Genomic DNA, 23268 nt, shown 5'->3' on the forward strand with positions numbered 1-23268 from the left:
TTAAACCTTTTCTGACTTACAGTGAACTCTGCGGGAAATCCTCACAATGACAGCGCATTACTTCAACCCGGGGTTAACTCAGTAATCCCGCCCCGACGTTAATGGACAACCCTAGAATCGCCAGATTAAAGACAAAGGAAATGACCGACTGCAACAGGGCAATCTGGCGCATATCGGTGGTGCCGGTCGCGACGTCGGCAGTTTGTGAGGCGACGGCGATGGTGAAGGAGAAATAGAGAAAATCCCAGTAGCCGGGCTGCTCAGGCTTTTCCGGGAAGATCATCGGCGTGATGTCTTTTGTCTGCCGCAGATAGTGATGATGCGCGTAATGCATGGCGAAAGAGGTCGGCAGCAGCGCCCACGAGGCAATCAGCGTAGTCGCGGTCAGCAAGATATGCAGGGTTTTTGCGCTTCCCGTCAGCGCTTTAAGGGAGCCGAGTTCCATCAGGATCGCCAGAATGCTCACCAGGCAGGTGAGCGTGACCAGCGTCAGCACCAGACTGGCGCTTTCATCCTGCGTTTTAGCGATGTGCGGGATATCCTTCGCTTCAGTGCGCAGCATGCGAAACCACAGAAAAAACAGATACATCCATGCCAGCACATTCCAGCCAATCATCAGCCGCTGCAAAATTCCCAGATGCGGGGGAAGCGCGAAGAAGCAAATCAGACCAGCAACAATAGAAATCAGTAAACGGCCACGAACGTGCAGATAATGGCGCAGAGAGAAACTCATGATGTCAGGCACCTGGTAAAAGAGACGGGGATAGATTAACTGTAGTCGCCGGGGGCAATATCCGGCGTGCAGACTTATGCGCAATTTCTTCCAATACCCCGCCGCAGGGGAGTGTTTAAGTAGTTTCTCTCCATTGCGCTCAAGGGTTTGAAACTATGTTTACGACATCATTTTGGCCAGCCGCCCCGGCATATCAGGTATCCATGATGGATCTGGATGCCCCGGAAAATTTAAGTCCTAAAGCTTTGCAAACGATTCATTATTGCCTGCGTCTGACCGAAGCCATCAACCAGCTGGAAGCGGCCTGTGAAAGCCGTTTGCTGGATGCCCTGCGTGAAGAGATGTCGATTCAGTGTTTCCGTTTAGCGCCGCTGTTTGATGATCCCGATACCCGGCGCGGACTGTTTTTACGGGCGGAAATGCTGGCAGATGACAGTTGCGGAAAAACGGTATTACCGCAAATTGCTGGCCTGAAGGAACAGCAACTGGTGCTGGGCATCGGTAACACGTCCACCTGGGTGGGAAAATCCAAACAGAGTTTTTATTCGTCGTGGTTTGGTGAACCTGCCCCGGTTTTGCAGGAAGTTTCCGACGTGATGGACAGCCTGTTTCCGGAAAGCTTACTGTATCTGCAAAAGGAAATCGCCGCCGATTTACTGGCGATGCCAGGCTGCGCATACAAAATTATCAACCTCTTTGGCATTGCCGGTGAAGCCAATACCTATCCCAAACATTTTGCCTATTTCTTCCCGGAAGACGAGGGGCTGAAGTATTCGCCGGTCAAACGCACGGTGGTGTTTGCCAATACGTATCAGCAATTGTTCGAGCTGTTTTCACGTACCGAAGCCGCCAAAATGGGCTGGGCCGAAGACATGCTGCCAGACAGTGATGTGTGCCAGCGTTATCTGATTGCCTGGTTCCGCGGGCACGACCTCGGGCATTCTCTGGTGCGTAACGAGAACGTCTTTCCGAAACTCAGCAAAATTGATCGCTGGGGATCAATGATAGTGCAGGAAGCGCTGGCCGATCAGTTTGGTTTGCTGATGTGCCTCACGCCGCAGGTGGCCACCGGTTTGCAGCTCGACCGGACCGTGCTGGCGCGGATCTATTTCCTCGAAATGTTGCGCTATCTGCGCCGCGGCCCGTCAAGTTATCCGGATGCTGGTGCGGCCTGGATCCAGTTCAACTATCTGCGCGAACACGGTTGCATTGAGCTGTCGGCGGAGACGCTTGATTTCTATCCGGCGCTGTTTTACCCGCAAATGGCCGATCTGACCCGCCTGATGAGCGAAGCGCTGCTGGGGGGCGATGCGGAGCGTGCGCAGGCGTTCATGCTGCAACATTGTCCGCACACTAATCCGGAAGATGTCGAAATCCTGATGGCACGCCTCGGTACAACCAATGACATGATTGAATACAACCAGTTAATTAAGAGAGTCCCGTTATGATGCCGTTTTCAAATGGATTTTTACTCAGCCTGTCGCTGTGTCTGGACATTGGGATTGCTAATATCGCCATGATGACACTGGCGATGCAGCGGGGGTATTTTCATGGATTCTGGCTGGGCATCGGCACCTGCATCGGCGACTTAATTTACGCGGTGCTGGCGCTGGCCGGGATGACCATTTTGCTGCAATACCAGAGTGTGCGCTGGGTGCTGTGGGTCGGCGGTTCACTGATGCTGATGTGGTTTACCTACAAAATGATCCGCGCCGCGCTCGCGCCTGCGGAGGATCTGAGCGCCGGTGACAGCGCGCAGCCACGTTCTGTTATTCGGAATTTTGGTCGCGGCATCGTACTGGCGATGTCTTCACCCACCGCTATTTTGTGGTTTGCCGCCGTCGGCGGGGCACTGATCTCCCGCATGGGGCAGGGAAGCACGGCGAATGCCTCGTGGTTCCTGGGCGGCTTCTTTATTGCAGGTGTGTTCTGGACGATGGTGATCTGTTCCGTCGGCAGCCTTGGCGGAAAAATGCTGGGCACCAAAATGCTGAAATATTCGTATGTGGCCTCAGCGGCGATCTTCTCTTACTTTGCGCTGTATGTGGTGATCAGCGGTTATCGGGAGTTCATCTTGGTATAAGTACCTGCGACGCGTGAAGTGACTGCGAATAAAGATGGGGAGTGATCCCCATCATCTTACGGAACGTATTGATGAAATGGCTTTGATCATAAAAGCCCAGCCCTATCGCCACATCCAGCGCATTATTATTTTTACGCAGCTGATTTCTGGCCTCGAGCAAACGCAGTTGCATATGGTATTGCAGCGGCGGCATGCCGATGTGCTGACGGAACAGGCGGACAAAGTGAAACTTGCTCAGTCCGCTGATTTGCGCCAGCGTATCGAGATGGATTTTGCGGGTCAGATGGTCACGCATAAAATCGAGCGCCAGCGTAATCGGCCGCAAAGACTGTTCCTGCTCTCTGGCGGGTTCTTCCAGCAATGCCCCCAGCAGCCACAACAAATTTTGTTCCTGATCGTCGTCGTTCAGCGTGCGTTTGTAATGGCACAGTGCCGAAAACAGCGCGGGATTACTCAGCACGCCTTCGGTTAACACCGGCGCGCAGTGATCGGAACGCAGATTGTGATCGACCGACACCTGACGCAGTAAAGCCTGCGGAATATGCACGCTGAGAAATTCGACCTTGTCGTTACCGAACAGCGACGACTGAACGGTGGCCGGGTTGTAAATCGTGATATCGCCGCCGCGCACAAGTTCGGTTTTGCCGTGCAGCCAGATTTCTTCCGTACCAGTCAGATTGGCACTGATGACATATTCGTCGTGAGTATGACGCGGAAATGAAGAATTGCTCGCTGTCAGGTGCGAGCATTCAATCTCATTAGCCATCGTCCATTCAGAAATAGAAAGAGACACGTTGCACTCCGAAAATCTTTGCTGTGCGGAAAAGAGGCTACATTGGTTTTTCTTATATGAAATTTATAGCACAAATTGTTAACCACAAAAGCGAGGAAAATTCATCTCTCATCGCAACAGGACAAATTTTCAGATTTTGCCCATTCGCCAATCCGGGCAGCGGGACCCGGCGGAATGTTGTATGAATGTTGATTAATAGCCGCAGTCGTTATTTTCACCCACGCGCTGCCGATATTTGATAACGGCAATAACGGGGAATTCATTTTTGTTTTACAGGATAAAAACAATTAGCAAAACCACCGGCAAACGACTTTGACAATACGTGCTCGTTTTGACTGCCTGTTTTATTTATTGACCGTGTTTATTCTTATCCGGCTTGTAAATTCAATACTTAATAAGGCAAAATATGCGCCCCGCAAAACGGGGATGACTCATTTTTCGTTCATTGAACTACGCATTTTTCATTAAGCAAACCTTCAAATACCAGAGGCCGGGCTAAGTACCGGATAGATATTTACTTTCAGATACCGACAGTCTTGTCGCAAGGAATCATAAATGGTGCAGCACTCTTTATATGCAGCGTTCTCCGTCATGGGAAATCAACATCATGTCGGATAACCTCGTCACAGGGTCCCCTTCCCGCGTGGAATTACGTAAAAGTCTTACGCTGATTCCGGTTGTCATGATAGGTCTGGCCTATATGCAACCCATGACACTGTTCGATACGTTCGGTATTGTCTCCGGCCTGACGGACGGCCATGTGCCGACGGCGTATGCTTTTGCGCTGATCGCCGTGCTGTTCACCGCGCTGAGTTACGGCAAGCTGGTGCGCCGCTATCCTTCCGCCGGTTCTGCGTATACCTACGCGCAAAAAGCCATTCATCCTGTGGTCGGTTTTATGGTCGGCTGGTCGTCGCTGCTTGATTACTTATTCGCGCCAATGATCAATATTCTGCTGGCAAAAATCTATTTTGAAGCGCTGGTACCGTCAGTGCCGTCGTGGATATTTGTCGTCGTACTGGTCAGCTTTATGACGCTGTCGAATTTGCGCAGTATCAAAACGGTCGCCAACATTAATACGCTGGTTGTTGTCTTGCAGATTGTGCTGATCACGGTGATCACCGGCATGGTGATTTATGGCGTGAATCACGGCACCGGCTATGGCACGCTCGCCAGCACCCAACCGTTCTGGGGTGAAAATGCGCATACCGTGCCGATGATTACCGGCGCGACCATTTTGTGTTTCTCCTTCACCGGTTTTGACGGCATCAGTAATTTGTCGGAAGAAACCAAAGACGCAGAACGGGTGATCCCGCGGGCGATATTCCTGACCGCTTTAATTGGTGGCGTGATCTTTATTGCGGCGACCTATTTCCTGCAACTCTATTTCCCGGATATCTCCAGCTTTAAAGACCCGGACGCCTCACAGCCGGAAATCATGCTGCAGGTGGCAGGCCGGGCGTTCCAGTTTGGCGCGCTGATTTTCTCCAGCATCACCGTGCTGGCTTCCGGTATGGCAGCGCACGCGGGCGTTTCCCGCCTGATGTATGTGATGGGCCGTGATGGCGTGTTCCCGAAACGCTTCTTCGGCTATATCCATCCGACATGGCGCACCCCGTCTTTCAACGTGCTGCTGGTCGGCGCCATTGCCTTGCTGGCGATTAATTTCGATCTGGTCACCGCCACGGCGCTGATTAACTTTGGTGCGCTGGTGGCATTCACGTTTGTGAACCTGTCGGTGATTTCGCAATTCTGGATCCGCGAGCAGCGCAACAAAACCGTTGTGGATCATATTCAGTATTTGCTGTTGCCGCTGTGCGGTGCGCTGACCGTTGGTGCGTTGTGGGTGAATCTGGAAGAAGGCTCGATGGTGCTCGGCCTGATCTGGGGCGCAATCGGCTTTATCTATCTGGCCTGCATGACCAAAAGCTTCCGCAATCCGGTACCGCAATACGAAGACGTAGCGTAACTCATCACTGGTGTGAAAATGGCTCCTGCGGGAGCCATTCTTGTTTCTGCCTACTGAATGCCGAACCCGCGCAGCAGCGCCGTCACTGCTGCTGCCGCAATAATAATCACCATCAGCGGCGCTTTTCTCCAGGCTAAAAACAACGCCACGCTGACGCCGGTGACCCGCGCGTATCCGGCGAAATGCTGACCTTCGAACAGCGCCGACGTAGCGGCCACCGCCAGCAATAAGGTGGTCGCCGCATCCGATAACATTGTCTGAGTTGCAGGGGAGAAATTCAGGCGTGAACCCAGCCGGTAACCGGCCACGCGCATCAGAAATGTTCCGGCGGCGAGCACCGCAATTCCCGCGATCATCAGGCTGTGTGAGGTCATTTTCGGTTCCTCCACGCCAGCAATCCGAGCAGGGAAAACAGCACCGGCATACCGGCCGGAACGAAAGGCACCGCAGCCAGCGAAATCAGCGCACCGGAGGTAGCGGGTATGCGCGTTCTGCGGCTGCGCAGCGCCGGGAAAATCAACCCCAGCAAAATGGCCGGGAACACGGCATCAAGGCCGATGGCTTTGATATCCGGAATGAACTGGCCGATGTACGCCCCGGCCATCACACTGACCGGCCAGAATAAGGCGATACCTGCACCGCATAACCAGTAGGCGGTTTTGCGTTTTTCATGGGTAGATTGCGAGATGCCAAACACCACGCTTTCATCGTTCATGATGTGACAACCCAGCCAGCTCATGGCTTTGCTGCCGACCAGATCCTTCACCGCAATCCCGAACGGTAAATGGCGCGCATTGACCAGCAATCCGGCCGCCGCCGCCGCAAACGGGCTGCCACCCCCGCCGACGATGGCGATAAATAGAAACTCCGACGCCCCTGCCAGCACCAGCAGCGAAAGCATCAGCGGCACCCACAGCGGGAAACCGCCTGCGACCGCCAGCGAGCCATAAGAAATGCCGACCAGACCATCGGCCAGACACACCAGAAAGATGGCTTTAAGCACATCATTCCCCAACGGTGAAAAGAAACGCGCAGACATAATTTCATCCCATAACGAACAAGTATCCATTATAATGAACGTATCTGCATCGTTCTTCAAGTCGAACGATCGTTCGTTATACTGATCATGAGGCGGTTATGTCACAACCTATTAGCGTTATTTCGAAGGGACTGGTTCGTGAACGCCAGCGGGCTGGCCTGTCACTGGCGGAAGTCGCCCGCCGTGCCGGTATCGCCAAATCGACGCTTTCCCAGCTTGAAGCGGGCAACGGGAATCCGAGTCTGGAAACCCTGTGGGCGCTGTGTGTGGCGCTGAACATTCCTTTTGCGCGACTGATGGAGCCGGAAGTGAATAAAATGCAGGTGATCCGCCGGGGTGAAGGTCCGGCGGTAGTGGCGGAACTGGCGGATTATAAAGCGGTATTACTCGCGACCTGTCCGCCCGCTGCGCGCCGGGATATTTATCTGCTGACCACGCAACCGGGCGCTGACCGTATCTCCAGCCCGCATCCGCAGGGCTCGGTCGAGCACATCATCATCACCCAGGGACGCGCCCTCGTCGGGCTGGTTGACTCACCAGTGGAACTGAATGCCGGAGATTATATTTCCTATCCTGCCGACGTCGAACATATCTTTCGCGCGCTGGAACCGGACACCATGGCGGTGCTGGTATCGGAGCAGAGTTAAGATTTTGTGTTGATGAGCAATCTGTGATCCCGGAGGTACTGCGCGGCAGATATATACAATAAAGAGTCTGGTTGCTGAGTTATTAATGCCCTACAATTTGCGCGGGAATTATTAATGGCTAAGGGATGACATGGCTGACATTGATGATATTGCAACGCGCATTGCCGGGATTATTCTTTCCCCTGATTCCGTATATGGCCTGATAAACGGTGCACTGACCGTTCCGGTTGATTTTGGATACATGGTGTATGGGATATTTGATACCGGTTCACGTTACATACATGAAACGATGCGAATACGTATGGCGGATGCCATCAGAAACGATATTCTGAATCATCACCATATCTCTGAAGCCGTTAAGCTGGTTTTTACCGAGTTTAATAAATATGTTTCAGAAACTGAGCAAGACAAAATTTACAGGGCGGTTTTTACTTCATTCATTGGACGAATGGGAACCAACATAATAATTGCGCTGATAACTGCCTCAGTATTAGAACGAGTCTCTTTCATCTCTGCCAGTTTTCGCTATCAGCCGATATCTGCATTAACCGGCGTTTTGCTAATAGGAGGCATGACAGAGCGTTCAATACGAACATCAGAAGCTCTTGAAACTGAGGATCCTGAAGTCTATAAACTCCTCAGACCGAGGGATTACGACCTTCTATATTTTTTGTTTAAGCCTTCAGTCCAACCCTTTGTGGACGCGATACATGTCAGAATGACGCAAGGTGAACCCACATTCATAAAAATTATGGATAGCGTGGAGAAGAAGATTAATGCAGCATAATAATATTTTTATCCGCTTTATCCGCTTTATCCGCTTTATCCGCTCCTTACTTAATATTGCCTCTAAGATTATCACCTTCACTATTCATCATGCTTTTGAAGCACTTATTGGCCCACTGATCGTTATTGGCCCAATACTTTGCATTATGTTTGTCGAACCCTGGCCGGTGAAGTTTGTCAGCATCGGAGTATGGCTGGTGTTTCTCTATTTTCTGTCTAAGGCGATTGATAAAATCACTGGCAGAGATAAACGTGATAATTAACTTGATAAGGACATGATATGGCGGTTCCTATTCCCATTGGCATTATATCTATCAAGGTCATATGTAGGGATCATGTATTCAGGGAAACAATGAGGCGTAAAATAAATGTCAACCAATAGCCGCTTATTGGAATTTATTAATTTTCTGATTATCAAAGTAAAAAACATGGTGGCTTTTATAGTCTATCATTCGTTTGGCTTTGCATTTGCCCCGTTAGTTATTTTTGGCCCAATACTTTGCATTATGTTTGTCGAACCCTGGCCGATGAAGTTTGTCAGTATCGGAGTATGGCTGGTGTTCCTCTATTTTCTGTCTAAGGCGATTGATAAAATCACTGGCAGAGATAAACGTGATAATTAATTATCCTTGATAAGGCCCCTCCATTTGCAGGGCTCATATTTGATCCCTGCCTCAGACCGCCTTCTCAAAACGTAATCAGCTTCTTCGTCACGCTATTCTTCAGCAGCAGCATTGAAGACAACACTGAAAGCAGGAAAGTCAGCAGGATGACGAACAGTTTGGCGGTCAGGGAGTTGATCGGGATCCACTGGATTAATAAATTGAAAAAGGTGTAGTGGAGAATATAAACGCCGGTCATGGTTTTCCCCAGCGAACTGACCATTTCACTGACCGGCAACCGCGTGGCGTCCTGTTTCACGCCATTGGCCGCGATAATGATCAATACCACCAGAATATAGACCTGCGATCCGGTCAGAATAAAGCTGTTGCGCTCAAGGTTGAAGATGGAAAAGAAGAAGTGTTTTTCATAATACCAGGTGAAAATATAGACAAAAGGAATGGCGATGGCGGCGATTTTCGCTACCCGCGGGCGACCGTACAGGGCGGAAACCACCGGGTCATATAACAACTGTCCAGTCAGATAATAAAGTACCCAGGTCCAGATGCGGAACTGCGCGGGGGTTGAAAAAGATTTATGGTCAGTGAAATAGATCGCCAGCAGATCATACGCAAAGGAAAAAATCAGCAGGCTGGCGACCAGTGCCGCAAGAATAACCCGTCTTTTAGCCAGCCATTCCACCAGCGGATGAAAGGTGTAAATAATTACCAGCGTAAAGATAAACCACGGCTGAATCAGATAACCTTTCTGGTAAGGCTCCCATAAATAATAAATCGAAAACCAGAAAATGAAGAGGGTTAAGATGCTGCGTATTTTCTTCAGTTGCCATTCTGCCGTGTGCTGTGAACCGGCATCCATATAACCGGTGACCACAAAAAACAGCGGTGTGGCAATGGTGGAAATAAAGGTCAGGAAAGCCAGAATAGTGTCGTAGTTATAATTGTAATTGTCGTAAGTGTTATAAACGGTGAAAAAGGTCACGGCGGTCAGGCAGCCGAGCGTTTTAATAATATTCAGTCCCGTGGTGTTCATTGTGTACGTCGTTGCCCTTCACGATGGAAACAGTTGTAAATCACCGGCAGCGCCAGCAGCGTCAGCACGGTGGCAAATCCCAGCCCGAACATGATAACAACCGCCATGCTCTGGAAAAAGACATCAAGCAACAACGGCGCGAGGCCGAGCACGGTGGTAAACGCCGTCAGCAGGATCGGGCGCAGACGCGAAGTGGCCGCGTAGATAATCGCGTCGGTCTGGTTTTTCTCTTTTTTCTGCTGACCAATTTCTTCCACCAGCACGATGCCGTTACGGATTAACATCCCGCTCAGGCTGAGCAGGCCGATCAGCGCCATAAAGCCAAACGGAATACCGGTCAGCAGGAAGCCAAAGGTGACGCCAATCAGGGCCAGCGGCACGGTCAGCCAGATGGCGATGGCGTTTTTCACCGAGCTGAACATCAGGACGGTAATGATAAACATCATCAGGAAACCAACCGGCAGGGTGGTAAACAGCCCCTGCTGCGCCTCGGCGGAGTTCTCCGCGTCGCCACCCCATTCGATGCTGTAACCGTGCGGTAATTTCAGCGCCTCAACCTGCGGTTTAATACGCGCCAGCATATCGCCGGAGGTTTCACCGCGGGCCGGATCCGGATCGGTCTGTACGGTGAGCACCCGCGAGCGGTCGCGCCGCATGATCAGCGGATCTTCCCATTCAACTTTAAAATCACTGACCACGTTACTCAGCGGAATAAATTGCTGACGCGTCTGGCTCCAGACCATGATATTGGCCATATGATCGACATCCAGTCGTTCCGATGATGGCGGGCGTAAAACAATCGGCATCAGCGTCGAGCCATCGCGGAAAATCCCCACGGTGCTGCCGCTGAAATTCATCTGTAATGCGCTGTCGGTTTCGCCTTTGTCCACGCCGAGTTCACGTCCCAGATACGGCGAAAATACCGGGCGAACCATTTTGCTGCGATCCTGCCAGTCGTTACGCACCCCGTCGGCCGCGCCGTCATCGAGGATAATCTTATCCACCTGACTGGCGATATTACGCAACTGGTCGGGATCGGAACCTTTGATTCGCACTTCAATCGCACTGTCACCGGACGGCCCGAACATGATGCGTTTCAGGCTGGCGTTGACTTCAGGATAATGATTGCGGATGTTCTGTTCGGTGCTGTGGGCCAGCGCAGCGATTTTCCGCTGGTCATCCATGCGCACCATAATTTGCGCATAGTTGGAATATTGCCGCTGGCCGTTGTAGGTGAGGATAAAACGCATCCCGCCCTGACCGACGGTGGTGACAGTGTTTTCCACGCCTTCCTGCTTGTTAATATCTTTTTCGATTTCACCGGCGATGCGCGCAGTGTAATTAATGTCTGTGCCGTAGGGCAGCCACAAATCGACGAAGAAAATCGGTGTATTAGAGGAAGGGAAAAAGTTCTGCCGCACGGCACCGAAACCCCATACCGAAGCTACCAGCAGCGCAGCCAGCACGCTGAGCGTGAGAGCCTGGTGTGCAAGCAGTGCGGAAAGCATCCGCCGGTAGACGCGAAATATCCTGCCACCGTAAGGGTCAATCTGTTCGTCCGGTTTTTTATCCGCCACTTTCATATTGGCGAAGGCCCATTTCACCAGGACCGGCGTCAGCGTCAGCGCGGTCACCCAACTGAGCATCAGCGAAATCAGCAGCACCTGGAACAGCGATTTACAGTATTCACCGGTCGAATCTTGTGACAGCCCGATGGGCGCAAACGCCAGAATGGCAATCACCGTCGCGCCGAGCAGCGGCAGCGCGGAACGCTTAATGATTTGCGAGATGGCGTTCATCAGCGGGTTACCCTGCTGGCGCGAAATCAGCACGCCTTCCACCACCACAATCGCGTTATCCACCAGCATACTGAGCGCGATTATCAGCGCCCCGAGCGAAATGCGCTGCAGTTCGATGCCGGACAAATACATGATCAGCAGCGTGCCGAGCACGTTCAGCGCCAGCGACACGGCAATAATAATCCCGCTGCGTAATCCCATGAAAATCAGCAACACGCCGACCACAATCGCCAGCGCCATCAGGAAGTTAATGATAAAGCCGTCGACAGATTTCTTCACTTCAGCAGCCTGATCGTAAAACACTTTCAGCTGGATCCCGGCCGGTTTATCGGCTTCAAGCTGATGCATTCTGGCTTCTATCGCCCGGCCAATGTTCATGACATTCACGCCGGGAATATAAGAGACACCAATGGTCAGCGCATTACGGCCATTGGCGTGATAAATATTGCCCGGATGATCGGTGATCCCCTGCGAGATGGTGGCGATATCACGCAGATAAATGCTGTGCGTCGAACCGGCGGGGCTGATCAGCACATTATTCAGCTCGTCAATATTTTCAAAGCCACCGGTCGGATGCAAACGGATCGACTCGCTGCCGACCGTCATGCTGCCCGCATCTGACACCATATTCTGGCGATTCAGCACGTCGGCAAGGCGCGGCAATGTGACGCCATAAGCAGCCATTTTTGCCCGTGAAATCTCAATGTTGACCTGTTCAGGAAGGATGCCGCCAATCGCGACTTTACCCACGCCGGGCACCAGCACCAGTTCACGGCGCAGTTGTTCGGCATATTTACGCAGTTCCGGGTTGCTAAAGTTGTCGCCATAAATCGAGAAAAAATAGCCGTATACATCACCGAAATCATCGTTCACAAACGGCGGGCTGACACCGGGCGGAAACTGCAACGTGGCGTCGTTGACGCGGCGGCGCAGTTCATCCCAGATTTGCGGCAGTTCGGAGGAGTGATAACGGGAATCGATATTGACGGTAATTTGCGATAAGCCGACGGCAGAAATCGAGGAAATATTATCGACGTAAGGCAGGCGTTGCAGGGCATTTTCCAGCGGCAGCGTGACTTCTTCCTCAACCTGCTGGGATGACGCGCCGGGATATTGCACGGCAACCACCGCGGTTTTAATGGTAAACGCCGGGTCTTCCAGCCGCCCGATATTGAACAACGCAATCAGCCCGCCCACGCCGAGCAGCAGGATCACCAGCCAGATGCGCGTCGGATTATTAATGAAGCTTTCGTTAATTCCCATCACAGACCCCGCTCTCTGGTCCAGATGCGAACCGGCTGCTGAGCGTGTAATTCCCCGACGCCCGCCGCCACCACTCTGTCGCCTTTTTGCAGTCCGGCGGTGATTTCAATGCCCTGAGACGTCAGCTCACCGACAGTGACTTTACGGTCTTCGACGTGCAGGGTATCGCCTTCACCGGCCACCACCCAGACGTGCGCGTCATTACGCTGGCTGCTGTCCGGATTAAAAACGGCTTCGACCGGGATAACCAGCGTACTGACCGGCGTTGCCGTGGCGAGATTGGCCGGATTCACCGTGACGGTGCCGCTTAATCCGGCCACCGCCGGGAAGTTTTCCGGACGCGGCATGACCAGCGTCACCTGCCAGGTCAGCGTATTGGCTTCGCTGCTGGCGGTGTGTTCTTTATAGGTTGCGGTGAATTCCCGGTCGGGAAGGTTGTTGATACGCACCCGCGGGCGGTAATCGACATTGCGTACGTCCAGGCTGGTAAACAGATTTTCCGGCACGCTGAACACCACATCCAGCACGTCGGAACGGCTTATGGTTGCCACCGGCTGACCGGCGGCAACAACCTGATGATTGCGCACAGACAGCCGCGCAATGACGCCGCTGAACGGCGCAGTGAGGTTCAGATCGTTAAGTTCTTCCTGCGCAATTTTCAGTGCGGCAGCGGCGGAATCCCGGCTGGCTTTATGCACCTCGAGTTCGGCCTGCGACACCACGTTGCGCCGTGCCAGCGTCTGATAACGTTCAAACTGGCGCTGCGCCAGCGTGGCGGCGCTCTGACGATCGTTAAGGCGCTGACGGGCATCGTTGTTGGTCAGCCGGGCGAGAATTTGTCCTTGTTTTACCGCTTCGCCTTCGCGGACGTCCAGCGTTTGCAACTGGCCTGCACGTTTGAAAGCAATGTCGGTGTTATCACCGGCTAAAATGCGCGCCGGAAAAACGCGGGTGCTGAGCGGGCTGGCGGCTTCTGCCGTCGCAATTTTAACCTGTCGGGGCGGGGAGGGTGTATCCGGGGCTTTCTGGTCACAGGCGCTTATCAGAAATAGGATGAGCAGAGTGGGAGAGAAACGAATGTCCATAATACTTCCCCTCATAAACAACACACGAAATAATAAATTAAGACAGAATATATAAGGACATTTAATGTGCTGTGCCAATATATTATATCTCTGACCTATTCTTATTGAGACTCAGGTTATCTGTTGTTTTTGTTAATCTAATTGTTTTTTCAAAGCCGGGAATTAACACTATTTAACACGGTATATTATAGTTTATACAGCTTTACGTATCTTGCCAGAAATTAACATCACAATTCTTGCATTACCCGCATCATTCATGAACCCTTTCAGGGATCAAGGAGTCAGGCATCATGAATAATCCAGCGCCATATTCCGTGAATAAAACAACAGAAACACTGTGGTATCAGCAAAGCGTAGAAGAAAGCCTTACCGGGCTACAGTCCGGGCCTGACGGGCTCTCACCCGAAGACGCGAAAAATAAACTCCACCATTACGGTCCTAACGTCCTGCCGCAAAAAGAAGGTAAATCTCTGTTTATTAAGTTTATCTCGCACTTTAAAGATATTCTTATCTATATATTATTAGCGGCCGCTGTCGTCACGGCCATTATGGGGCACTGGGTTGATACACTGGTGATATTAGGTGTGGCGGTTATTAATGCTTTAATTGGTTTCATCCAGGAAAATAATGCTGAGAAATCATTGAAAAGCATTCAGAATATGCTTTCCAGTGAAGCGCTGGTATTACGCGGCGGACAACAGGTCACCGTCGGTACCGATGAAATCGTGCCGGGAGATATTGTTCTGCTGCGCCCCGGTGACAAAATCCCTGCCGATTTACGTCTGATTGACGTGCATAACTTACGTGTCGAAGAAGCCATTCTGACCGGCGAATCGACCGTGGTTTCGAAAAAGACCGGGGCGCTGGAAGGTGAGAAGTCGATTGGCGACCGTAAAAATCTCGCATTTTCAGGCACCACCGTCAGTTCCGGTACCGCCAGCGGCGTGGTATTTGCCACCGGTGGCCAGACTGAACTCGGCCATATCAATGAAATGTTGTCCTCCATTGAAGACAACAAAACGCCGCTATTGGTGCAGATAGATAAACTGGGGAAATCCATTTTTGTCATCATTCTGTTCATGATGGTGGCATTGCTGATTTTTGGTTATCTGCTGCGCGACATTCCGTTTGCCGAGCTGTTGCTGTCAGTGATCAGCCTGGCGGTGGCGGCGGTGCCGGAAGGGTTACCGGCGATCATTTCGATTATTCTTTCGCTCGGCGTACAGGCGATGGCGCGTTCCAAAGCCATTATCCGCAAGCTGCCCACGGTGGAAACACTGGGTGCGATGTCAGTGATTTGCTCGGATAAAACCGGCACGCTGACCATGAACGAAATGACCGTCAAGGCAGTGATTCTGGCGGATAATGTCTGGACGGTAGAAGGCAACAGTTACGAGCCGATGGGCAGCTTTTCCATTGCCGGTTCGGCGTCGCCGCTGCCTGCGGATTCTTCGCCTTTGCTGACCCAGTTCCTGCGGTCGGTAGATATCTGTAACGACAGCACACTGTCGCAGGATGCGCAGGGGCACTGGGGCATTACCGGCGGCCCGACGGAAGGGGCGCTGAAAGTGCTGGCAGCCAAGGCACATTTGCCAGAATTGCCGTTTAACCTCAGCAGTAAAATCCCGTTCGATTCTCTCTATAAATATATGGCGGTGGCCGGTGAGAAAAATGGCCAGTCGCAGATCATGCTGACCGGCGCACCGGACGTGCTGCTCAAACTGTGTCAGTTCCAGCAGACGCCGGAAGGGGCGGTGCCGCTGGATCACGCCTACTGGGAATCGGCGATCACGCAATATGCCAGCGAAGGGCTGCGCATGGTGGCCGCGGCCTGGAAGCCGGTCGATCAGCCGGTTGCTTCACTCGATCATCCGGAACTCAGTCACGGCATGGTGCTGATCGGCATTGCCGGCATGATGGATCCGCCGCGTCCGGAAGCGATTGTGGCGATTGGCGAATGTCAGCAGGCAGGGATCCGCGTCAAGATGATCACCGGTGACCATCAGGAAACCGCGATGGCGATCGGTAAAATGCTCGGCATCGGTAACAGCGAGAATTCCATCACCGGCTATGAGCTGGAGCATATGGATGACGCGCAACTGAGAACGGCGGCGAAGCAGTTTGATATTTTCGCCCGCACCAGTCCGGAACATAAACTGCGTCTGGTCAAAGCGTTGCAGGATACCGGAGAAATTGTCGGCATGACCGGCGACGGCGTGAATGATGCACCGGCGCTGAAACAGGCCAACGTCGGCATTGCGATGGGGATTAAGGGTACGGAAGTAACCAAAGAATCTGCCGACATGATCCTGGTGGACGACAACTTTGCCACCATCGCCAACGCGGTCAGGGAAGGGCGGCGGGTTTACGACAACCTGAAAAAAACCATCCTGTTTATTATGCCGACCAACCTGGCGCAGGGGCTGCTGATCATTATCGCCATTCTGATGGGCAATCTGCTGCCGTTAACACCCGTGCAAATCCTCTGGATGAACATGGCGACTTCCGCCACGTTGTCCTTCGGGCTGGCATTTGAGAAGGCTGAAAGCCGCGTGATGCGCCGTCCGCCGCGTAACGTCAGCGCACACGTCATGGATAAATACGCCATCTGGCGCGTGGCCTTTGTCGGGCTGCTGATTTCCATCAGCGCCTTCCTGCTGGAAGCCTGGCTGCAGCCGCGCGGTTATGAACCTGAATTCATCCGCACCGTGCTGTTGCAGACGCTGGTTACCGCGCAGTGGGTGTACATGATCAACTGCCGCGATTCGGATAACTTCTCGCTCAGCCGCGGTCTGCTGCACAATAAAGGCATCTGGATTGTCACCCTGGTGCTGTTTACGTTGCAGGCGATCATTATCTATGTGCCGCTGATGAACACGCTGTTCGGTACGCGTCCGCTGCCGTTCATCTATTGGATCATCGGCCTGATGATCGGTGTGGCGCTGTTTGTGATTGTTGAAATAGAAAAAGTGCTGACCCGCCGCTGGCGCAAAGCGAGTTAAGGCAAGCCCCTGGGATATTTTCCTCTCAGGGGCCTGTATATTACCGCAGAGAAAATACTCACCCGCTCACCTTCCCGCGCTTCAGTAGCCCGCACAAAAAACATCAACCAGCCGAAAGGCTGGTTTTTTATTGACCATACGTCTCACATTATTGTCTATAAACTCATCATATTGAAAAGTCTGGTTTTTTGATATTTATCCGAGTTATCTGATAGCCGTAGATTGGTAAATGTTAAAAAGCCTATTTTCCATACAAGGATTAATCGCCAAAAAGGCATTCATTTAAGAATGATCTTGGTATTTGCTATCATAAAAAATCAGATAATTATTATTATTTAACTGAAAATAAAGACTTAATGCTGCTTATGTCCTTTGTTAGGAATATTCTTGGTAAAAATATGGTTTACTTTGCAGGTTAATCGCTATGCATAGCTGTGTATAAAAGAGCAATAGTTTAGTTTTTATGAGCGATTTTTCAGAAAATGTCTCAATAATGAAATACAAATGTTTAGCTTTCGTAAAAAGCTAAATCTGAAATCATACTTAAAAAAGTGAAAAATCCTGTTTTAAAACAAAAATTCAGATAATTAAGTGCGTTGGTGGAGTTGTTTAAATGAGAGAGATTCCCACTGAGATAGTTCTTAGATTTTGGGGGCGCTTAACCTTAAAAGCGTCGTATACGTCACATTTTGATTATTAATTGGGAATAACTGTAAGAATGCGCCTAGAAAACAGGCATGCATTTAACGATAAGAAAGTGTAAATCGATCGGTCAAACCTATTGTTAGGTGTTATTATGAGCGAGAAAAACGATTTGAAGAGTTTCGGCTGCGTATTACTCTACGTACAGATACTGAAAAGTTTTAAATATGATTTAGAGCGGATCTAAACATTCTTTTTTCTTATCTCTTTCTGAGAGTGCTTTATTCTTCCCCGGATTAACGAGGCAGAATTTGAGCGTTTTTAAAACCACATAATTAGGCGGCCCAATGCCTCGGGTAATAATCTGGAGTGAGTGCCAATTTACTAAGTTGGCGTTGAAAGAAATAATCTCCAAGAAGCTGCCTTACGTAGACAATGTCATCCCATTTGACCAGAACGAAGGGATGAACTTGTTTGCGAAAGATTACTTGATCATCGATCCTTCAGGCGGTGGCTTCCACAGGTGTTATGAGTTTTTAAGAGAAAATCTGAATATATTGGACCCGGAGAGAATTTTGATTGTGTCTTCAGCGGTTGATATGTTAATGCTCGAACTTTTACTGAAAAAGGAGTTTAAATTCCTTAAGAAGAAGAGTGGTCTGGCAGATTTCGAGAGAGCGGTCGAGCAATTCATACAACTTCTGGGCAGTGCAATTAACAAGGAAGAATTCAATTATAATATTACCAAAATGGAAGAAAAAGTTTTGGTGATGATGATGTCTGGTCTGTCTGTCACCAGCATTTCAAATATTTTAAAGCTCAGTGTTAAAACGATTAGTGTTCATAAATGCAACTCATTAAGAAAAATAGGCGTTGATGCCAGCAGCAGTTCAGCTTTGTTCTTTTTGCACAAACACGCCGTGGGTAACAGAATTGTCAGATAACAAAAATATTTTTTAAGCTGACCTTGCACAGTGCAGGTACGCGCCAGACGTTGCTATTTTTTCAGGGGTATGAAATGCGATCACTCAAAAGAAGTCATCCTGGCTTCCTGTATGAACCCATTGTGTCCGTCTCGGGAGTGATACTTGGTTTTGAGCTGGTTAAGAAAAAGAATACAAAGGAAAGCAACGAGTATTCAGAGGATTACGCATTACCTCTTTCTGCTGAAGAGAAGGTGAAGGACTTCTTTGAGCAGGTCACCACAGCGTGTGTGAATGAAAGTATCTTTATCGCTAACGGCTTTTTATTGTCGATCAATATTGACTATGAGATTGCGGTGCATATTGCCAGCAATCAGGCGATACAAAAGGTTTTACAGCAGCACAAATATATAAGACTGGAGGTGAGTGAGGATTTTCACGAATTCAATGCCGGGCAGGAACGTCCTGTGCTTCAGTCTTTAGCTGCATGCTGCCCTTTATGGCTGGATAATTTTGGCGCAGGTAACACCAGTCTTACGCTGGTGATGAGCGAAAAGTTTGAATATATAAAAATCAGTAAGACCTTTTTTTGGCAACACCAGGGAACTCAATCTCTAAGAAAAGTGATCGCCCATCTCAGGCCCTATTGCCGTGGCATTATTATCAATGGTGTCGAGAATTCGCAGCATATTGAGTACTTAAGCGGCAGTGATATTCTTGCTATGCAAGGTGCGTTATGGCTGCCTTATAGTCAGGATGAATTAATACAGTCATTTTTTTGAAAAAATGACTTTTAAAATAACGCTGTAATAAGCACAAATAGCTAATTACTGCGGTTATTTTAAATGTACGGGAACCTATCGCCTGACTTATTTTTGGCGAGGGGAACCTGTGCGAATTATTACCGGAATTATCGTTTGGCAAATTGGTGGCCGTAAACCAGGGGCGGTAGCATAGCTAAAATATATACCGGTCTTAAATTGTACAATAATTATTTTCTATTGATATACTCAAAGGGCCCATTGGTTATTGGGTGAACAATTCGTTTGTCAATTGAAGAGGAGTAATTATGAGAAAACTCATGTTTTCTGTTATTGCCCTGATGCTGCTGCCGCTATATTCGCAGACAACATCTGCTGCTGAACTCAGCTCAGGGGCAACAGTGGCGGCAGTGGTCGGTACCAGCGGCGCAATATTAGCCGCTGGTCTGATTGCTGTAGGTAACGATGATAGTGATGGTAACAGCAACACCAATACCTCAACTACCACCACAACCTCACGCTAATAATTCACTTAATTATAACCACACATCCGTGTGGTTATTTTCCCACATGATAATAATGATATAGGGAATCACTTGTGCGCTATTCCTTATTGTTCCTCTGCCTCTTGTTACAAGCATGTACCCCCTCGCAAAACAGTCTGGTTGATACTTTTAAAGTTGCCGTTAAAGGGACACAGGATGTTGTGGTACCACCCCAAAGAATTGCCGCTATTCCTTACGGCAGCATTTATCTAAAACTGCCCACATCTGCACAAATCTTTGTGGTCGGTTATCTCCAGGATGGCTTTGAAAAATGGAGTACCGGCGACCAGGTCGTATTTATTACCCAAAATGGTCGCCTGGTCCGGTCGGCCGGTTATTCGCAAGGGGATCTGCTGGAAGTCACCAATCTGCAACAAGACCCGCTGTTGCATGCAGCAAATTTGCGTGAAGGGGCGGGCTGGACACGTCTGATGCGCTGGACGGAGAACCGGCAGCCATTGTCATCCGTTGTAACATCCCGTTTCAGCCGTCAGGACGACGAAACCCTGACACTTCCCGGGAGAGTCGTCGCCTGTCAGGTGTGGCGCGAGGATGTGACGCTTGAGGCCACGGGTGACCGCTGGCAAAACACTTTCTGGGTAGATCCGCACAGCGGATTGGTGCTCAAGAGCAATCAGAGGTTGGGAGCAGATATGCCGGTGAGTATGACATTGCTCAAACCTGCCAATGCGGGGATCCCACCAGCATGAAAATAAAAACGCTTTTATTCATTTTTAGCGCCTTGCCGGGGATGGCATTTTCCGAGGGCAACGTGGCCGTTTACACCAGCGCTTCTCAGGGGCAGCCTGCCCAGGTACTCAGCCATATTAAAGATATGCGCCAGATGATGGCGGAGTCCGATCTGATCCGCCAATCCTGGTCGCCCGGCACCGTGATTGCTGTGCCTGCCGCTACGCCTGAGGCGCAGCAACAGTATCTGTCCATGCAGAACCAGCTCAAGGCCTGGCGTGCCACGGAGAGTGGCGATACGCAGCAGACCATTAACCGTGTCATTCAGCAGTTGCAGGGGTTGCAGGTTACCGGTCGTCAGTTTACCCCGATGGATGCGGATTTGATCCTCAACAACAATGCCGCTAACCGCCAGTTACAGGGGGATTATCGCGTCTATACCGCAACGCGTCCCAACAGCGTGTTGTTGCTGGGTGCGGTGAGTGGTGCGGGAAAACAGCCGTGGGTTGCAGGTCGTACGATTCGTGAATATCTCGCAGACCATCAATTTCTTTCTGGTGCCAATCTGAATGAAGCCGTGGTGATTGATCCCAATGGAACCATCCGGGGCGCGCCGGTCGCGTACTGGAATTATCGCCACGCTGAAGCCCAGCCGGGCAGTATCATTTGGGTCGGTTTTTCTGACTGGACGCTGCCGCGCCAGTTTAAAAACCTTAATCAGCACATCGTCTCTGTTTTGGCGCACCGGATCCCTGAATGATGAAACCAAAATATCTTCTCAGCCTGCTTGCTGTGTCCGTGGTTTACGCTAATTCCGTCCGGGCGCAAACGTATGATGAACCCCTTGGTCCTTCACAGTCCGATTTCGGTGGCGCGGGACTTTTACAAACACCGACGGCGCGGGTTCCGAAAGAAGGGGAGTTCAGTGCCAACTACCGCGATAATGATGCCTACCGTTTTTATTCGGTCTCGATGGCGTTGTTTCCCTGGCTGGAGACCACGTTGCGTTATACCGACGTGCGTGACCGGCTTTACAGTAGTGATCCAAACTTCAGCGGCAATCAAACCTATAAAGACAAGTCTTTCGATGTGAAATTAAGACTGTGGGAAGAGGGCTACTATCTTCCGCAGGTTGCGTTGGGCAAGCGCGATATCGGCGGCACGGGGTTGTTTGACAGTGAATATCTGGTCGCCAGCAAAGCGGCCGGACCGCTAGATTTCACGCTGGGGATAGGCTGGGGTTATATCGGCAACAGCGGCAATATCACGAACCCTTTCTGCAAAGCCAGCGATAAATATTGTACCCGCGCGCAAAGCCATTCCACCGGCGATATTTCACTCAATGATATGTTCCGCGGCCCTGCGGGGGTATTCGGCGGCGTGGAGTATCAGACCCCCTGGCAGCCGTTGCGCCTGAAGATGGAATACGATGGGAATAATTACCGCGATGATTTCGCCGGGGCACTAAAACAGAACAGTAAGTTTAACTTCGGTGCTGTTTATCGCCTGGCAAGCTGGATGGATGTCAACGCCAGCTACGAGCGTGGCAATACCTTTATGTTCGGGTTTACCCTGCGCAGTAACATGAACGATTGGGTTCCTCATCAGATTGATGATCCGGTTCCTGCCTATCAGCCGCAGCCGCAAAGTGCGGGAATGGTTAATTACAGCGTCGCGACCGGGCAACTGGCTCAGCTGAAAGGCAATGCCGGGTTTAGCGAACCGCGTATCGACATCCGTGACGACACCCTCAACGTTACGGGTCAGCAGGATAAATATCGCAATACGTCCAAAGGCGTAGAGCGTGCCAATCTCATCATGCTGAATAATCTGCCGGAGAATGTTGACACCCTGGATGTTACCCAAAACCGCTTTGGTATGCCGATGGTCACCACACGTACCCGCGTGGCGAGCCTGCGTCAGCAGCAACAGGGTTATCCGCTGGGGCAGGAACAGTCCCTGAACCAGCAACGGATTGAACCGGTCACAGACGTCGGTCAGGGATTCTTTATCGGCAAGGACCGGTTTAATTACAGCCTGTCGCCGGTATTAAGACAATCTGTCGGCGGCCCTGAAAACTTTTATATGTATCAGATCGGGGTGCTGGCGGATGCCAACTACTGGCTGACAGATCATCTGCTTGTCGATGGCGGCGTGTTTGGCAACGTTGCCAATAACTACGATAAGTTCCGCTATGACGGCGTCAGTAATGACTCTTCTCTGCCACGCGTACGAACGCATATCCGCGAATACGTTCAGAACGATGTCTATGTGAATAACCTGCAAGCCAACTACTTCCGTTATCTGGGCAACGGTTTCTACGGACAGCTTTATGGCGGTTATCTGGAGATGATGTACGGCGGCGTCGGGGGCGAAGTGCTCTACCGGCCACTGGATTCTGACTGGGCACTGGGTATTGATGCTAACTATGTCAAACAGCGCGACTGGGACGACATGATGCGCTTCACTAACTACAAGGCCGCAACCGGCAACCTGACAGCCTACTGGCGGCCAGCATTTATGGATGATGTGCTGGTGAAAATGAGTGTCGGGCAATATCTGGCTAAAGACAAAGGCGGCACGTTGGATCTCTCCAAACGCTTTGACAGCGGTGTCACCGTGGGAGCCTATGCGACGCTGACGAATGTCTCTAAACAGGAATACGGTGAAGGCTCCTTTACTAAAGGCTTCTACATCTCTGTTCCGCTGGACTTGCTGACGGTCAAACCGACACGCAGCACGCCAGCGGTCAGCTGGACACCACTGACGCGTGATGGTGGCCAGATGCTGGGCAGACAGTACGGCTTGTACGGTATTACTTCAGACAGAGATACGCCGCAGTTGCCTTAATGAAA

Annotated in this window: 21 protein-coding genes; 14 read left to right on the forward strand and 7 right to left on the reverse strand. The window is 50.9% G+C overall.

Translation table 11 applies throughout. The annotated features are described in order from the left end of the window. Positions 1 to 73: 73 nt before the first annotated feature. Positions 74 to 733, reverse strand: coding sequence for a DUF1345 domain-containing protein (locus ABIC79_RS09895; protein ID WP_013576902.1), 660 nt, complete (start codon positions 731 to 733; stop codon positions 74 to 76). Positions 734 to 888: 155 nt separating this feature from the next. Here ABIC79_RS09895 and ABIC79_RS09900 point away from each other — a divergent pair, with 155 nt between their 5' ends. Further along, positions 889 to 2181, forward strand: coding sequence for a DUF8614 domain-containing protein (locus ABIC79_RS09900; RefSeq protein ID WP_119262076.1), 1293 nt, complete (start codon positions 889 to 891; stop codon positions 2179 to 2181). Beyond that, on the forward strand, positions 2178 to 2816 hold the full coding sequence (locus tag ABIC79_RS09905; RefSeq protein WP_013576900.1) for a LysE family translocator: 639 nt from the start codon (positions 2178 to 2180) through the stop codon (positions 2814 to 2816). Before ABIC79_RS09900 ends, ABIC79_RS09905 begins: the two co-directional genes overlap by 4 nt. Here the strand turns inward: ABIC79_RS09905 and ABIC79_RS09910 are convergent. Further along, positions 2803 to 3609 carry a helix-turn-helix transcriptional regulator gene (locus ABIC79_RS09910; RefSeq protein ID WP_013576899.1) on the reverse strand — a complete coding sequence of 269 codons (807 nt, stop codon included), beginning with the start codon at positions 3607 to 3609 and terminating at the stop codon, positions 2803 to 2805. The two genes, ABIC79_RS09905 and ABIC79_RS09910, sit on opposite strands and share 14 nt — an antisense overlap. A gap of 607 nt (positions 3610 to 4216) precedes the next feature. Between ABIC79_RS09910 and ABIC79_RS09915 the strand changes: the two genes are divergently transcribed. After that, on the forward strand, positions 4217 to 5578 hold the full coding sequence (locus ABIC79_RS09915; protein WP_013576898.1) for an APC family permease: 1362 nt from the start codon (positions 4217 to 4219) through the stop codon (positions 5576 to 5578). Between the two features lie 50 nt (positions 5579 to 5628). On the opposite strand, the gene ABIC79_RS09920 is transcribed toward ABIC79_RS09915, so the two are convergent. Next, a complete protein-coding gene (locus tag ABIC79_RS09920; RefSeq protein WP_013576897.1) occupies positions 5629 to 5952 on the reverse strand; it encodes an AzlD domain-containing protein in 324 nt (107 codons plus the stop codon). Then, on the reverse strand, positions 5949 to 6617 hold the full coding sequence (locus ABIC79_RS09925) for an AzlC family ABC transporter permease (protein WP_013576896.1): 669 nt from the start codon (positions 6615 to 6617) through the stop codon (positions 5949 to 5951). The genes ABIC79_RS09920 and ABIC79_RS09925 overlap by 4 nt, the downstream gene beginning before the upstream one ends. Positions 6618 to 6715: 98 nt before the next feature. On the opposite strand from ABIC79_RS09925, the gene ABIC79_RS09930 reads away from it, so the two are divergent. From ABIC79_RS09930 to ABIC79_RS09945, 4 genes are all read left to right on the forward strand, one after another. Then, the gene (locus ABIC79_RS09930) at positions 6716 to 7264 is read left to right on the forward strand and encodes a helix-turn-helix domain-containing protein (protein ID WP_013576895.1); all 549 of its coding nucleotides are present in this window, start codon (positions 6716 to 6718) and stop codon (positions 7262 to 7264) included. A 130-nt stretch (positions 7265 to 7394) separates the two neighbouring features. Next, positions 7395 to 8051 carry an Ssp6 family T6SS pore-forming effector gene (locus ABIC79_RS09935; protein WP_354566989.1) on the forward strand — a complete coding sequence of 219 codons (657 nt, stop codon included), beginning with the start codon at positions 7395 to 7397 and terminating at the stop codon, positions 8049 to 8051. Then, positions 8041 to 8313: a hypothetical protein gene (locus ABIC79_RS09940; protein WP_354566991.1), complete on the forward strand. Its 273-nt coding sequence runs from the start codon at positions 8041 to 8043 to the stop codon at positions 8311 to 8313. Before ABIC79_RS09935 ends, ABIC79_RS09940 begins: the two co-directional genes overlap by 11 nt. Before the next feature lie 105 nt (positions 8314 to 8418). After that, positions 8419 to 8673 carry a hypothetical protein gene (locus tag ABIC79_RS09945; protein ID WP_354566993.1) on the forward strand — a complete coding sequence of 85 codons (255 nt, stop codon included), beginning with the start codon at positions 8419 to 8421 and terminating at the stop codon, positions 8671 to 8673. Positions 8674 to 8737: 64 nt separating this feature from the next. Here the strand turns inward: ABIC79_RS09945 and ABIC79_RS09950 are convergent, their stop codons facing one another. The 3 genes from ABIC79_RS09950 to ABIC79_RS09960 are packed head-to-tail and all read right to left on the reverse strand — an operon-like array spanning position 8738 to position 13850. Next, positions 8738 to 9703, reverse strand: coding sequence for an acyltransferase (locus ABIC79_RS09950; RefSeq protein ID WP_013576891.1), 966 nt, complete (start codon positions 9701 to 9703; stop codon positions 8738 to 8740). Further along, positions 9700 to 12765 carry an efflux RND transporter permease subunit gene (locus ABIC79_RS09955; protein ID WP_013576890.1) on the reverse strand — a complete coding sequence of 1022 codons (3066 nt, stop codon included), beginning with the start codon at positions 12763 to 12765 and terminating at the stop codon, positions 9700 to 9702. The genes ABIC79_RS09950 and ABIC79_RS09955 overlap by 4 nt, the downstream gene beginning before the upstream one ends. After that, a complete protein-coding gene (locus tag ABIC79_RS09960) occupies positions 12765 to 13850 on the reverse strand; it encodes an efflux RND transporter periplasmic adaptor subunit (RefSeq protein WP_354566996.1) in 1086 nt (361 codons plus the stop codon). Before ABIC79_RS09960 ends, ABIC79_RS09955 begins: the two co-directional genes overlap by 1 nt. Before the next feature lie 290 nt (positions 13851 to 14140). On the opposite strand from ABIC79_RS09960, the gene ABIC79_RS09965 reads away from it, so the two are divergent. The 7 genes from ABIC79_RS09965 (at position 14141) to ABIC79_RS09995 (ending at position 23263) form a co-directional block, all read left to right on the forward strand. Next, positions 14141 to 16852 (forward strand): cation-transporting P-type ATPase, encoded by a 2712-nt coding sequence (locus ABIC79_RS09965; RefSeq protein ID WP_354566998.1) that lies wholly within the window; start codon positions 14141 to 14143, stop codon positions 16850 to 16852. Between the two features lie 1112 nt (positions 16853 to 17964). After that, positions 17965 to 18438: a helix-turn-helix transcriptional regulator gene (locus tag ABIC79_RS09970; RefSeq protein ID WP_241916936.1), complete on the forward strand. Its 474-nt coding sequence runs from the start codon at positions 17965 to 17967 to the stop codon at positions 18436 to 18438. Positions 18439 to 18512: 74 nt separating this feature from the next. Beyond that, positions 18513 to 19199 (forward strand): EAL domain-containing protein, encoded by a 687-nt coding sequence (locus ABIC79_RS09975; protein WP_166860759.1) that lies wholly within the window; start codon positions 18513 to 18515, stop codon positions 19197 to 19199. A gap of 287 nt (positions 19200 to 19486) precedes the next feature. Beyond that, positions 19487 to 19702: a hypothetical protein gene (locus tag ABIC79_RS09980; protein WP_126124277.1), complete on the forward strand. Its 216-nt coding sequence runs from the start codon at positions 19487 to 19489 to the stop codon at positions 19700 to 19702. Between the two features lie 74 nt (positions 19703 to 19776). Further along, positions 19777 to 20433, forward strand: coding sequence for a YjbF family lipoprotein (locus tag ABIC79_RS09985; protein WP_126125123.1), 657 nt, complete (start codon positions 19777 to 19779; stop codon positions 20431 to 20433). Further along, positions 20430 to 21173 (forward strand): capsule biosynthesis GfcC family protein, encoded by a 744-nt coding sequence (locus ABIC79_RS09990; RefSeq protein ID WP_166860757.1) that lies wholly within the window; start codon positions 20430 to 20432, stop codon positions 21171 to 21173. Before ABIC79_RS09985 ends, ABIC79_RS09990 begins: the two co-directional genes overlap by 4 nt. Further along, positions 21173 to 23263 (forward strand): YjbH domain-containing protein, encoded by a 2091-nt coding sequence (locus tag ABIC79_RS09995; RefSeq protein WP_250981396.1) that lies wholly within the window; start codon positions 21173 to 21175, stop codon positions 23261 to 23263. The genes ABIC79_RS09990 and ABIC79_RS09995 overlap by 1 nt, the downstream gene beginning before the upstream one ends. The last annotated feature ends 5 nt before the right edge of the window (positions 23264 to 23268 follow it).

This window comes from Rahnella sp. 2050 (assembly GCF_040544515.1).
GTDB lineage: Bacteria > Pseudomonadota > Gammaproteobacteria > Enterobacterales > Enterobacteriaceae > Rahnella > Rahnella aceris.